This window comes from Dolichospermum sp. UHCC 0259 (assembly GCF_009711935.1).
Classification (GTDB): Bacteria; Cyanobacteriota; Cyanobacteriia; order Cyanobacteriales; family Nostocaceae; genus Dolichospermum.
In genome coordinates this window covers 34,156-47,681 of record NZ_VIKX01000166.1, presented here as the reverse complement: position 1 = coordinate 47,681, position 13,526 = coordinate 34,156, and the positions used below count along the sequence as shown (strand labels likewise).

General features: G+C 38.4%; 14 protein-coding genes. 4 read left to right on the top strand and 10 right to left on the bottom strand.

The annotated features are described in order from the left end of the window. Positions 1–263: 263 nt before the first annotated feature. Positions 264–1,148, bottom strand: a complete 885-nt coding sequence (locus tag FJR05_RS13025) for a fructosamine kinase family protein (protein WP_174783687.1) — start codon at positions 1,146–1,148, stop codon at positions 264–266. An 80-nt stretch (positions 1,149–1,228) separates the two neighbouring features. Continuing rightward, positions 1,229–2,110: a beta-carotene hydroxylase gene (gene crtR, locus FJR05_RS13020; RefSeq protein ID WP_168644501.1), complete on the bottom strand. Its 882-nt coding sequence runs from the start codon at positions 2,108–2,110 to the stop codon at positions 1,229–1,231. 248 nt (positions 2,111–2,358) lie between these two features. On the opposite strand from crtR, the gene pyk reads away from it, so the two are divergent. After that, the gene (gene pyk / locus FJR05_RS13015) at positions 2,359–4,128 is read left to right on the top strand and encodes a pyruvate kinase (RefSeq protein WP_168644500.1); all 1,770 of its coding nucleotides are present in this window, start codon (positions 2,359–2,361) and stop codon (positions 4,126–4,128) included. A gap of 184 nt (positions 4,129–4,312) precedes the next feature. On the opposite strand, the gene FJR05_RS13010 is transcribed toward pyk, so the two are convergent. Then, entirely contained in the window at positions 4,313–4,636 is a 324-nt protein-coding gene (locus FJR05_RS13010) for a type II toxin-antitoxin system PemK/MazF family toxin (RefSeq protein ID WP_254446929.1), read from the bottom strand. Then, positions 4,630–4,890 (bottom strand): AbrB/MazE/SpoVT family DNA-binding domain-containing protein, encoded by a 261-nt coding sequence (locus FJR05_RS13005; protein WP_168644498.1) that lies wholly within the window; start codon positions 4,888–4,890, stop codon positions 4,630–4,632. The genes FJR05_RS13010 and FJR05_RS13005 overlap by 7 nt, the downstream gene beginning before the upstream one ends. Positions 4,891–5,045: 155 nt before the next feature. On the opposite strand from FJR05_RS13005, the gene FJR05_RS13000 reads away from it, so the two are divergent. From FJR05_RS13000 to FJR05_RS12990, 3 genes are all read left to right on the top strand, one after another. Then, a complete protein-coding gene (locus tag FJR05_RS13000) occupies positions 5,046–5,300 on the top strand; it encodes a UPF0175 family protein (protein ID WP_168644497.1) in 255 nt (84 codons plus the stop codon). A gap of 73 nt (positions 5,301–5,373) precedes the next feature. Beyond that, positions 5,374–7,491: an ATP-binding protein gene (locus tag FJR05_RS12995; protein WP_168644496.1), complete on the top strand. Its 2,118-nt coding sequence runs from the start codon at positions 5,374–5,376 to the stop codon at positions 7,489–7,491. A 12-nt stretch (positions 7,492–7,503) separates the two neighbouring features. Beyond that, the gene (locus FJR05_RS12990; protein WP_168466154.1) at positions 7,504–7,779 is read left to right on the top strand and encodes a hypothetical protein; all 276 of its coding nucleotides are present in this window, start codon (positions 7,504–7,506) and stop codon (positions 7,777–7,779) included. 151 nt (positions 7,780–7,930) lie between these two features. Here the strand turns inward: FJR05_RS12990 and FJR05_RS12985 are convergent, their stop codons facing one another. The 6 genes from FJR05_RS12985 to FJR05_RS12960 form a co-directional block, all read right to left on the bottom strand. Next, positions 7,931–9,007, bottom strand: coding sequence for a glucose-1-phosphate thymidylyltransferase (locus FJR05_RS12985; RefSeq protein ID WP_168644495.1), 1,077 nt, complete (start codon positions 9,005–9,007; stop codon positions 7,931–7,933). Further along, entirely contained in the window at positions 9,004–9,891 is an 888-nt protein-coding gene (gene rfbD, locus FJR05_RS12980; protein ID WP_168644494.1) for a dTDP-4-dehydrorhamnose reductase, read from the bottom strand. Before rfbD ends, FJR05_RS12985 begins: the two co-directional genes overlap by 4 nt. After that, positions 9,884–10,429 carry a dTDP-4-dehydrorhamnose 3,5-epimerase gene (gene rfbC / locus FJR05_RS12975; protein ID WP_168644493.1) on the bottom strand — a complete coding sequence of 182 codons (546 nt, stop codon included), beginning with the start codon at positions 10,427–10,429 and terminating at the stop codon, positions 9,884–9,886. Before rfbC ends, rfbD begins: the two co-directional genes overlap by 8 nt. Before the next feature lie 279 nt (positions 10,430–10,708). Continuing rightward, positions 10,709–11,353 carry a YdcF family protein gene (locus FJR05_RS12970; protein WP_168644492.1) on the bottom strand — a complete coding sequence of 215 codons (645 nt, stop codon included), beginning with the start codon at positions 11,351–11,353 and terminating at the stop codon, positions 10,709–10,711. Positions 11,354–11,366: 13 nt separating this feature from the next. After that, a complete protein-coding gene (locus FJR05_RS12965; RefSeq protein WP_168644491.1) occupies positions 11,367–12,053 on the bottom strand; it encodes a pentapeptide repeat-containing protein in 687 nt (228 codons plus the stop codon). Next, the gene (locus tag FJR05_RS12960) at positions 12,050–13,450 is read right to left on the bottom strand and encodes a DICT sensory domain-containing protein (RefSeq protein WP_168644490.1); all 1,401 of its coding nucleotides are present in this window, start codon (positions 13,448–13,450) and stop codon (positions 12,050–12,052) included. Before FJR05_RS12960 ends, FJR05_RS12965 begins: the two co-directional genes overlap by 4 nt. Positions 13,451–13,526 lie beyond the last annotated feature (76 nt).

The following is a 13,526-nucleotide window of genomic DNA, read 5'->3' as shown; positions in this document are numbered from 1 at the left end:
CTCCTATCCCTGTTACTTCCTAATTCCTTTTTAGTGGGGGAGTGTGAACAGTTACAAGTAATCACCTTGATACATCTCCTACCTTGCTTCAAAGATATATTCAAGACTTGGCGCAGGAGTAGCTGGTTCTACATCTGCTGAATGTGGTATTTTACAAAAAAATAGCCTGAAATGATTACCAGATAATCTTTTCAGGCTTTGCAATTTTACAATTCATAATTATTTAATCTGCTTCAATATCTGCGGAATGTGGGATATAAATATCATAGTTCAGACCTTGATGATTTTAAAATTTTCTCAATCATCCGATTAGCTTGGGAACTATAACCACCACCAAACAAATTAAAATGATTTAAAACATGATACAGATTATATAATGTTTTTCGAGTTTCATATCCTGGCTGTAAAGGATATATCTCTTCATAACCTTGATAAAAACTTTGCGGAAAACCTCCAAATAATTCTGTCATGGCGATATCAACTTCTCTATCACCAAAATAAGTTGCAGGATCAAATATTACTGGTTCACCCTCAACTGTAAAACCTGCATTTCCTCCCCATAAATCCCCATGTACTAAAGCCGGTTGAACTTGATAATTTGCTAATAATTCGGGAATAACTGCTAATAGTTTTTCTGCTAATGGAAAACTGCCACCGCGTTTTTTTGCTAACTTAAATTGATAACCCAAACGGTGTTGAATATAAAATTCAATCCAAGAGTGAGAAAAATTGTTAATTTGCGGTGTAGAACCAATAGTATTATTAATATCCCAGCCAAAACCTTGATTACTGGTAATCTTGTGCATGGCTGCTAATTTGCGTCCCATTTCTTGCCAAGATTGATGATTACCAGTGGTCATTTCTAGCCATTCCAAGACAAGATAGCTAAAATCGCCTGTAGTTCCCCAACAAATTGGCCGAGGAACGCGGATAGTTCCTGTGGTAGACATTTGCTGTAAACCAAGCATTTCCGCTGCAAACATTGAGACTTGAGAAGCTTGATTCAGTTTAACAAAATAAGTTAATTGGCGATCGCTAATAGCAAAACCCTGATTAATACATCCACCACTAATGGATAAATGCTGCTGACTGACAAATTTTTCGCCAGTAACTTGACTAATATGGGTATCAATTTCCGTCCAAATCATAAAACCTGTAGGGGCGGGGTCTCCCCGCCCTCAATTAATTTATATTGCATCAGGCATAATAACCGCTGTAATCACCAAATTCAGTGATGAAAGTGAATACCTATGAAGATATCATAGACAAATTCCCAAAAGTCCTTCTTCTGCAATAACCCAGAAGTTTGTGGACTGCCTTTTTCATCCAATAATGGCTTCATCAAATAATAAGCCGGCTGGTAATTATACCAAGGAATCGAAGGCCAAAGATGATGAATTAAATGATAATTCTGCCCCAAAATTAGGATATTGAGAACCTTACCAGGATAGACGCGGGCATTTTTCCAGCGATTTCTCTCGACAAAAGGACGGTGAGGTAAATAATCAAAAAATAACCCCAATGCTATCCCTACCAAAAAAGCGGGAATAAACCAAAAGTTAAGAATATAGCCCAAAAAATGATATTGGACAGAAATATAAACAATAGTAATGATAATTAGGCGACTAATAAACCATTCTAGTAGTTCATAATTACGCCATAACCGTCTTTGAAAGAAAAATACTTCATGGTACAAAAATCTGACCGCAATTAACCACAGGGGACCACCTGTAGAAACATAATGATCTGGGTCGTCTTTAGGGTGATTAACGTTACCATGATGCTGTAAATGTACTCGTGTAAATACTGGAAAAGCAAAAGCTAAAATCAAGGCACTACAATGGCCTAACATAGCGTTAACAATTCGATTGCGATGGGCTGATTGGTGACAAGCATCATGAATCACCGTTCCTGAACAATGAAGTGCTAGAGTATTGACACTAAAACACAACCAATGCGGCCATTCCCAAAGCCAATACCCAAAGTTAGACAAAACCAACATTATCACCACAACTAAAAACATTAATAGTGTGGGATTAAAATCACCAGGAGGTGATAAAAGTTCTTTGGGGGGAATTGTCAGCGGCTTTTGTGCCTCCGACGTGATCATTCTTAACTCCTTTAATAATCAATCTTTACGGATCATACTATTAATCTTAGTGAAGAGTAAAGTTATGTGAAGCAAGATTTATCCACAGTCCTGCTGAAGAATCAATAAATGAGGTTATGATTCTTTGCTAAACCAGTGCTTTTAGATAAAAAACTCTCTGATAGGAAGGTTGCCGATCAGATTAGTGTACGATATCAAATCTATACCACAAATTCCCCGGTAGATCCCAAAAATCTTGAACCCATCCCATGACGAAATTAAAAGATTCTCAGCGCCGAACTAAAATTGTTGCTACTATCGGACCTGCTACCAGCAGTCCAGAAATGCTGAAAGCAATTATTGAAGCGGGTGCAACAACCCTACGGCTTAACTTTTCCCACGGAACTCATGCTGATCATCAGCGGAGTATTCGATTAATTCGACAAACCGCTTTTGAACTGAATAGACCAGTCGCAATTCTGCAAGACTTACAAGGTCCAAAAATTCGCTTAGGGCGGTTTGAAACTGGTTCTATAATATTAGCAAAAGGCGATCGCTTCATATTGACAAATCGCCCAGTAGAAGGAACTCAGGATATTAGCTGTGTTACCTACGATTACTTAGCAGATGAAGTTCCTGTCGGTTCAAATATCCTCCTCGATGATGGCAAAGTCGAAATGGTAGTGGAGGAAATTAACCACGAAAAAGGTGATTTACATTGTCGGGTCACAGTTCCCGGTAAACTTTCCAACAACAAAGGTGTTAACTTTCCGGGAGTATACCTATCCATCAAAGCCATGACCGACAAAGACCGCGAGGATCTCATGTTTGGTCTAGACCAAGGTGTTGACTGGGTAGCCCTTTCCTTTGTTCGCAATCCCCAGGATATTATCGAAATTAAAGAACTAATTTCCAGCACCGGCAAAAATGTCCCTGTAGTTGCCAAAATCGAAAAACACGAAGCAATTGAACAAATGGAAGCAATTCTGTCTTTGTGTGATGGGGTGATGGTTGCTAGAGGTGACTTAGGCGTAGAACTACCCGCCGAAGACGTACCCGTGCTACAAAAACGGCTCATTGCTACAGCCAACCGCTTGGGGATTCCCATTATTACCGCTACCCAAATGCTAGATAGCATGGTCAGCAACCCCCGTCCTACCCGCGCAGAAGTATCCGATGTCGCCAACGCCATTTTAGACGGCACAGATGCGGTCATGCTATCCAATGAAACCGCCGTTGGTAGTTTCCCTGTGGAAGCTGTAGCCACTATGGCCAGAATAGCCGAACGCATTGAACAAGAGGAAACCCTCAACACCAACTCCCGTCTGTCACGAGATAAAAGGCGTTCTATTCCCAATGCAATTAGCCAAGCTGTTGGTCAAATTGCTGAGAATTTGGGCGCGGCGGCAATTATGACCCTGACCCAAACCGGGGCTACAGCCCGCAACGTTTCTAAGTTTCGCCCCAAAACGCCAATTTTAGCCATTACACCTCATGTCAACGTCGCCCGACAGTTACAGATGGTCTGGGGAGTTAGGCCGCTGTTGGTGCTAGAACTACCTTCTACAGGTCAGACATTCCAAGCCGCTATCAATGTCGCCCAGGAAAAAAACCTCCTCACTGAAGGTGATTTAGTGGTGATGACCGCTGGTACACTTCAAGGCGTTTCTGGGTCAACGGACTTAATTAAGGTAGAAATAGTCACTGCTGTACTCGGTCAAGGAATTGGACTGGGACAAGGTTCTGTCAGTGGTCGCGCTAGGGTAGTTCATAATGCTATGGATGCCAGCAACTTTAATCCTGGAGATATTTTAGTAGCATCCCGCACTGGTGTTGATTTTGTGGAAGCAATTCGCAAAGCTGGGGGGATTATTACTGAAGAGGAAAGTCTCACCAGTCATGCCGCAGTTATTGGTTTACGTCTTGGTGTACCAGTGATTGTAGGCGTGAAGGATGCAACACAAGTAATTAAGGATGGTGCAATTTTGACTTTGGATATCCAGCGGGGTTTAATTTACTCCGGTGCAGTAGGAACGTAAACAATTAAAAGTTCAAAAAAATGATTTTGGATTTTTAATTTTTGGGTTTTGAAAACATTTCACGCAGAGACGCAAAAGGCGTTTTCTGCGTCTTGGTTTTATGAGAAATAAACCACGTTCGCGTAGCGTCCCGTCAGGGATAGAAGCAAAGGAAACGAAGGAAGAAGAGGAAAAAGAAAGTTATTTATTCTGCGAACATTTCCGCTAAGATATCCAAAACGGCTTTTTGTTCTTCTGTGGTAATTTGACCGAGAATTTTGACTAATCGGGTTTTATCTATTGTGCGAATTTGGTCAAGTACGATTTGCCCTTCTTTTCCTTGAAATTGACAGGTCACTCTTGTGGGGTATGATTGCCCTTTTGTTGTCATTGGTGCAACTATTACGGTAGAAATATGATGGTTGATTTCGTTGGGTGAGATTATTAAGCAAGGGCGTGTTTTTTTAATTTCACTGCCAATGGTAGGGTCAAGATTAACTAGGAATACATCAAATCTGTTGACTACCATTGCCATTCATCTTTATCCCATTCTGTTGTGTTGATATCATCTAATAAGATATCATCGCCTTTTTCTGCCATTTCTATAAATCCTTTTTCCCAACCTTTTCTGACTTGTTCAACTGGGCGAATAATCAGATAATTTCCTTTAACTTCTATTTCTACTTCTGAGTTAATTCCGCTTTGTTCTAATAGGGTTTTGGGGATGCGTAACCCTTGAGAGTTACCGATTTTGACTATTCGGGTTTTGATAGCTGTAGCCATTTTTGGTGTTTGGGGATAGAGGGGTGCTTACATTGTAATTACAGTGATGAAAATAGTCAAGTAGAGGAAGATATGTTTATTTAGTCCTATTAAGACCAGATATGTAAACAGGTTTTTGAGTATAATGAAGTAATGAATAACAAATATTGTTATATATGAGTAAATTTGCGAGTTCGATTAATTTACAATTATCACCTGATTCTTTAAGTCAGGGTGAGTCGGTTATTCGTCAGGAATTAGCTTTACAGTTATACGCACAGAATATTTTTACTTTTGGTCAAGCACGACGTTTGGCTAATTTATCTGTTTGGGAATTTCAGCAGCTTTTAGGAGAAAGGAAAATTGAACGACATTATAATGAAGTTGATTTATTGGAAGATATAAAGACTATTCAAGAAGAGTTGACTTAAGCTAAATTAGATATTTTATACTTTCATATTGTATAATGTACTCATTCCAATTTGAATCTGAAATTACTGAATCATGCGTATTATTAGACTCGAAATCAAAAATTTTCGTGCCATTAAATCCCTCAAATTAACAAACTTAGGTGATGTTGTTGTAATTGCGGGTCCTAATGGTTCGGGAAAGTCATCTATATTTGATGCAATTCGACTATTGAAATCGGGCTATGGAGGTTATCAGGATAATGAAGTGCAGCAGTGGTTTAATGAATTTCAAATTAACTTGAATCAAAGATCAGAGGATATATTATCTTTATTGCAAGATCGAAATCAGCCATTGGAAATTACAGCAGAATTTTTATTTAATGATAAAGAGAAAAATCATATTCTTAATGAATGGGAAAAACTAGAAAATGATCAAATGTGGTACAATTCTAGCTCTGAAAGATTACCGCAACAGTTTATTAGTACAACATCAACATCACTAGCATATTCATTGTATCAAACTAATCCTAAAATACAGGATTCTAATTTAGTTCAAATTTCATCTTTTAAAGAAGAGTTAAATCAGCTTTCTTATATTGGTCATATAAAAATATGGTCTAACCGGAAAGAAGAAATATTACCATCACAAGTTCTCTCACTTGCATTTCGCCTTTATCAACCTCAGCAAATTGGTATCATTGATTATCATGGCGCAAATCGAGTTTACTCTCGTGAGCAAATTGGTGGTATTAACCTTAACTCAGATTCAACAGAAAATCAATTACGGCAATCGTCACTATATAATTATCAAAATAAATATTCAAATCTAAAAACAGCAATTGCTTCTAGTTATTTACGTCAGCTTATTAGAGAAAAATCTGGGTTATCTAGCAATGAAACTGACAAAATAACTGATACTTTGAAAGAACTATTTAAAACTTTCTTTCCAGGTAAAAAATTTTTGGGTCCTCAACCTAAATCTGATGGAAGCATATCATTTGATGTCAAAACTCCCTCTGGAGCAATACATGATATTAATGAATTGAGTTCGGGAGAAAAAGAAGTTCTTTATGGTTATTTACGTTTATGGAATACTGCTCCTAAAAATTCTGTACTTTTAATTGATGAACCAGAACTACACCTTAATCCTCGTCTTGTAAGTGGATTAGCTAACTTCTATCATGAACATTTAGGTAAACCACTAGGAAATCAATTATGGCTAGTTACACATTCTGATACCCTTATTAGAGAAGCGGTTGGAGTTGAAAATTTTAGAGTATTTCATCTACAATCATCTAGTGAATCACTCTGTGAAAATCAAGCTACAGAGATCAAAGCAAATGAGGACATTAAGCGTGTAATTATTAGCCTTGTAGGAGAATCAGCTTATCTCCCAGAAGCTAAGATTGTAATTCTTGAAGGTGGGGGTGATACTGAATTTGATAAACGAATGGTGAGCTTGCTATTTCCACAATTTTCATCTAAAGTCAATATCATATCAGGTGGTAATAAAAAACGGGTTGCAGACCTTTATCAAATATTAGAAAAAGTGAGTCGTGATGCTGATATATCTGCAAAAGTTTATGCTATAAATGACAGTGATATAAATATTTCAAATTTACAAAATAAATCTGATATCATAGAATCTAATTGTTATACCTGGAATGTATATCACATTGAAAACTATTTACTTGAACCACATTTTATTATCAAAGTTATTCAAGAGATTAATTTTTCTACTCAAGATTACACAGAAGATAAGATTTATGCACAACTGAAGAAATTTGCAAGTGATTCGATTAGATTTGAAGTTGAAGAAAAACTTCGTAATTATGTAAATAATTTATTAATAAAACAACTTGATCTAAGCTTTGATCCAAAAATTCAAGCGTTAGGATCTGAGTTTTCAAAAGTAGTACAGAGATGTTATGAACGGATTGGTAAAGTATCGACAAATGAGCTTTCCAAGGATAAACTGATTGAGATTGAAGAAAGATATAGGCTGGAATATTTAGAAGCTCTTAAAAATGATTCTTGGCTTAGAATATTTCCTGGACGAAAAATTTTAAAGCTCTTCGTTGGAGAATTTGGGCATGGTGTACAATATGAAAAATTTAGGAATTTGATTTTATTTCGTATGCGTGATGCTAATTTTCAACCCGAAGGAATGAAAAATATACTTAGTAATATACACAACATTTCACAATACTAGAAGAAAAATACTATGACTACATCTATTGCTGACCAAGTTATTGAACAATTAAACATAATGCCTCAAGACTTGCAATATCAAGTCCTGGAATTTGCCCGCAGTTTGACAAATTCAAAAATCAAAGGTGTTCCCGGTAAAGAATTACTAAGGTTTGCAGGTTCAACACCCAAAGAAGACTTACAGCTAATAAGTGAAGCAATAAAACAAGATTGTGAAAAGGTTGACTTTGATAGAATAGTAGATACTTACTCCTCTCATTCCTCTGTGTTTTATGTGGTTCGTTTTTAGTAACTTGTGCGTAAGTCCTAAAGATAAAAAGAAATAATCATGACAGAAAATATTGATATAAAAGCCAGTTGTAGCAAGGTATTTATAGTATTGCTAAAACCAGCCTTTTTATTGAATATTGGTACAGTGTCTAGAAGAATACCTCTTACCTTCAAGTCAATTCAATTTGCGAATCATCACCTATTAAAAAGCGTAATGCTTTAGGACGACGGGGGGCAATACTTAATTGGGCGCGTTGTCCAATTAGGCTATCAATAATTCGTTGTTGAATGCCAGTGATTTTAGCCCCTTCTAAAACAACACTATGTTCTAAATCTGTTTCTATCAGTGTTGAATTATCGGCAATACTACTATAAGGACCGATAAAACAGTTTTCTAAATAACAGTTATTGCCAATGATTACAGGTCCACGAATTGTACAGTTAATAATTTTAGATTCAACACCAATTTCTACTCTTCCAGTAATCTGAGTTGTAGAATCAACATCACTGAGAATTGATTTTGTTAAATAGGTATCAAGAATGAGACGGTTAGCTTCTAATAAATCATCTTTTTTACCTGTATCTAACCACCAACCGTCAAGATTACAAGCTAAAACTTCTTTTTCTTGATCTATTAAACATTGAATCGCGTCAGTAATTTCTAATTCTCCTCTAGCTGAAGGTTTAATCAGAGAAATCGCCTCATGGATAACTGGTGAAAAGAAATAAACCCCTACCAATGCTAAGTTTGAAGGCGGAATTTTTGGCTTTTCAATTAATTGTAATACTCTGCCTTTTTCATCTACCTTTGCCACACCAAAAGCGCTAGGATTTGTGACTTCCCGTAACAGAATTAAAGCATCTGGTTGTTGTTGAGTAAATTTATCTAAAAATGAACTCAAATCACCTTGTTGAATCAGGTTATCACCTAAATACATAGCAAAGGGTGAATCTTGTAAAAAAGGACGGGCAACCTGGACAGCTTGGGCTAATCCTGCCGGTTTTTCTTGTAAAATGTAGGTGATATTAACGCCGAACTTTTCGCCATTTCCGGTTTTATTTTTGACTTCTTCTCCGGTTTCTGGACTGATAATGATCCCAATATCAGTAATCCCTGCTGTAGCCATTTCTTCAATGCCGTACCATAAAATTGGTTTGTTGGCAACTGGAACAAGTTGTTTTGCGCCTGTATAAGTTAATGGTCGTAATCTTGTTCCTTTTCCACCGGATAAAATTAGTGCTTTCATAGAGATTTTTCTTGTAGTTCTTTTAACATTAATCTGAGTCCTTGTCGCCAATGAGGAGAATAAGTTCCCAAGACTTTGGATATTTTCTCACAGGCGAGGACGGAATAAGCAGGACGTTTTGCGGGGGTGGGATATTCAGGAGTAGTAATGGGGATAATATTTTCAATTTTTAGGGGAAAACCGAGTTTTTCTGCTTCTTCAAAGATGGCTATGGCGAAGTCATACCAACTGGCTACACCACTATTTGTATAGTGATAAATTCCCGCAGTTTCTGATGTTAAATGGGGGATAATTTGGGTAATTGCTAAGGCTATATTTTGCGCCCATGTCGGACTACCAATTTGATCGGCAACTACTCTAACTTCTGGTCTTTCTTTACCAAGTCGTAACATGGTTTTGACGAAGTTGCTTTTTCCATGAGTTCCATAAACCCAAGCTGTACGGAGAATTATATGTTGAGGGCAAATATTTTGAATTGCTATTTCTCCGGCTAATTTTGTTTGTCCATATACACTCAATGGATTGGTTTTATCGGTTTCTTGATAGGGATAATTACTGTTGCCATTAAATACGTAATCTGTGGAAATATGAATGAGGAAACTTCCTAATTTTTGACTTTCTTCGGCGAGAATTTGGGGAGCTAATGTGTTGACTATGTGAGCATTTTCTGGTTCACTTTCGGCTTTGTCTACTGCGGTGTAAGCAGCGGCATTGATAATTATTTCGGGTTGGTTTTCTCTGATGATTTGGCGTAAGTTTTCCGGTTGAGTTAGGTCTATTTCTGGACGAGCAAGGGCAATAACTTTGTAGTTGGATGAAAGGGTATGTTGTAGTTCTGTGCCAACTTGTCCCTTACTACCTATTAGTAATATTGATTTATTCATAAACTTCGGCGTTTTTGAAGGTTTGACCGTTGCTGTCTTTATCTGAGAGAATTGGGGGTGTTTTTAAAGGCCAATCTATCGCTAAATCTGGATCATTCCAAAGGATTGAGCGATCGCCTCCTGGTGCATAATAGTCTGTAGCCTTATACAAAACTTCGGCAGTTTCTGACAGCACCAGAAAAGCATGAGCAAATCCTGCTGGTATCCACAATTGGCGTTTGTTTTCGGCACTAAGTTCGTAACCTACCCATTGTCCAAAGGTAGGGGAGTTTTTTCTGATGTCTACTGCAACATCAAAGATTGTCCCCACAATGGCACGGACTAATTTACCTTGAGGTTGGATGAGTTGATAATGTAATCCTCTCAGGACATTGTATTCAGATTTTGAATGATTATCTTGAACGAAGTTGACTGTGATTCCGAGTTTTTCTGTGAATGTTTTTTGATTGTAGGATTCCAAAAAAAAGCCCCGCGAGTCTTGGAATACTTTGGGTTCGAGGAGAAGGACATCAGGAATAGAGGTGGAGATAATGTTCATAGAATTGTTAAATCTCGGAAATAACACTCATAACAATATCACTATTTCAGTCAATCCCTAGGGTGTTAATTCTGAATCTCTTATCCCATAAGACTTCATGCACAAAATGTGTCGCATATTTTTATGAGAAAGTGCTTGGAACAGATGTTTTCGGTGAAATCTACGATAACACCGATAATTTTCTGGACAATCCCTCCAAAAATACACAAAATTAACACACTAGTCAATCCCTGAATGAGAACCCAGAAGTCAGGAGTCAGGAGTCAGGAAAAAATAATATTAAATCTGGAAAAGTGACCGATAAATGAACGCTCTCACGTTTACTACTTGTATAATCAGGTTGTAAATAGATGTAGTTTCTTTGATACGGGGATTGAAACTAGCTCCCGTTCGATTAGTTACAAGCCATAAAAGAGAGCGCCCGCAGTCCCTCAACGCCCGTTTTAGGGATTCTGGCTGATATCCACCCGAATATACTGCTACAGGTGTAACCACAATCCCCCGACTACCAAGGACAATACTAGCGATCGCTCTTGATCTTCGCATATGATAATCCGATGTAATTAAATAAAGATGCTGTAACTTATTGTCAGCAAATTTATTTACTAATGTTGTGAAATTAGTGACTGTATCTGTCGCTCTGCCATCAAACCGTAATTTACTGTTAGGAACACCAAACCTTTGAAAAATCGGACGATTATAATTGAGTTGAGAATCAAAATCAGAAACCCAAATATCTAAATTTCTGTGAGATTGCCAAAACTGGGCGGCAAATTCCATCCGACTACCATCACCACCCAACACAAAAATTGCTTGGGGTACAGGAACTTGGTTAAAGGCGATCGCTATCCTAACAGGAATTATGCCTACTAACCCCAACATGATCCCGAAAACAAACCAAGCTAATTTAACCTTCCATTTCATAGGCTCTCAACTTCTACATAATTCTTATTTCTTCTTCCTCCTTCTTTCTTCCTCCGAACTCCGAACTCCTGACTTCTAAAACTGTTCCCCGCAAACACACCCGATCTAAATTTGCCCCATTTAACTTCACTTCATCTAATTCAGCACAAAGTAAATTAGCCCCGGTTAAATTAGCCCCTGCTAAATTTGCTTTTCTTAAATCTGCTTCTTCAAGATTCGCTTCAATTAGTACAGCACCTTGCAAATCTGCACCGCTTAAGTCTGCACCTTTGAGATTAGCTCCCGTCAAATTTGCACCTCGTAAATCTGCACCTCGCAAGTCAACACTCTGCAAATTCACACCCTGCAAATTAGCGCCACTTAAAAAAGCACCGGCTAAACACGCATCGTTGAGGATTGCTCCCATCAAGTTACTACCTCGTAAGTTACTACCACGTAAGTCCGCACTTGTCAAGTTAGCCTGCATCAAGTTTGCACCCATCAAGTTAGCCCGCAAGTCAGTTTCTTGCAGATTAGCCCCCATTAAATTTGCACCTTCAAAATGGCCGCCCTCTAATTTAGAACCAGTGAAGTCAGTCCCCACCAGTTTAGCCCCTGTTAAATTTATCTTCCTTAAATCTAGGTGAGATAGATCCTCATCTTCTAAATTTACACCGGGAAGGTGTTTGTTTTGCCCTAATCTAATGGTTTCTATATTCATTTGCTGTACACTGAAATCTGCTCATTACTTTTGCTGTCGGTATCCCAACGGGAGTCAAGTAACCATAAACCGCTGCTGACCTTGGGTGTCATTATCGGTAAATCAAGTCCCTGTTGTAAACCCATCACTAATAAAGTTAATGTATCTACAAGTTTAGGATCAAAGCGGGTAGATTGTTGTTTTCGGCACTGATCTAAGGCTTGAGCAAATATCTCTGATCCCGCTTTATTCGAGTATTTATACTGATTGACCTGTAACTGAAATTCTGCTACTAATGACAAAATTCTTGATTCTAAGGGAATATCATCACCAGCTAAACCTGCGGGTTCGCCGTTCCCATTCCACCATTCGCTTTGGTGAGTAATAATCTGGGCAATAGCTCGTAATCGGGGCATAATTCGTAGTGCTTGCGCTCCTGGTACAAGGGGACAAGCCAGAGGACAACTAGGAGATTGTTCCTGATAAGCTGTTGTTATATGAGTGGGATTAATCAGGCTTTCGGCTTTTTGCAGTGGATCTAGGCGATGTAATAAAGCAGCTAGGCGCAATCTTTTAATTTGCCATGCGGGTAAATCCAATAATTGCCCCATTGTTTCGGCGACAGATGCTACTTCTGAGGCGGCGACGGGGTTGCGGCTATCTGCAAGATCAATCAATTGTGCCATCCGCAAAAATGCCTGAATTTCGTTAGATACCAAGTTACGATCTAGAAATTTTTGGTGGGATGCGGTGAGAACAGGTAAGTTACCTTGTCCGGTTTTGAGGTAATCAACAACACGAGAGACAACGGTAGCTACTTCTTCCCCCGGACAGATAGCTGGGTGAATTGCTTGTTGATATTGACTTAGTTTGAGTGCTAATTCAGGATGATAGTCTTTAATGTGAGCGATCGCTAACTCTGCCGTTTCCTCCACCAATTCCGGTTCAAATGTCCATAAACCATAGAATTTACGCTCCAAATCGCAAGTTGGCAAACCATCTTTCCCATAGTCATCTGCCGATAACTCTTGACAAATTACCATAGCTGTGTAGTCAGGAGCTAAAATAATCAAATGCCACTCCTGCGCCACAGGATCATCAGCAGCTAATCCCACCAAATCAATATTAGGCAACTGACCGGTAGAATGTTCAGCAAAACCAGCATCAGCCGTTGCCATAATCACAATTGCTCGGCTGTGTTGCGCGATATCTGCGTATCTTTGAGCCTCTTGCAGATACCATTTACCCTGCTGGAAAGCCGCAATTACCAAAGGATCATTATCTTTAGTTAAAACATGATCCTCCAAAGCATGGCAGAGAGACACTAAGGTATTTTTATAGTACACGCCAAAATGAATAGGTCTAGCACTATGGCGGTGAGATGCTTCTAACTGTTGGAGAATTGAACCTTGTAACATGGAATTAATTGGGGATTTTAGATAATACGGCGGTTAGATAATATGGCGGTTATAAACCGCGTCTACACAGGCAAAA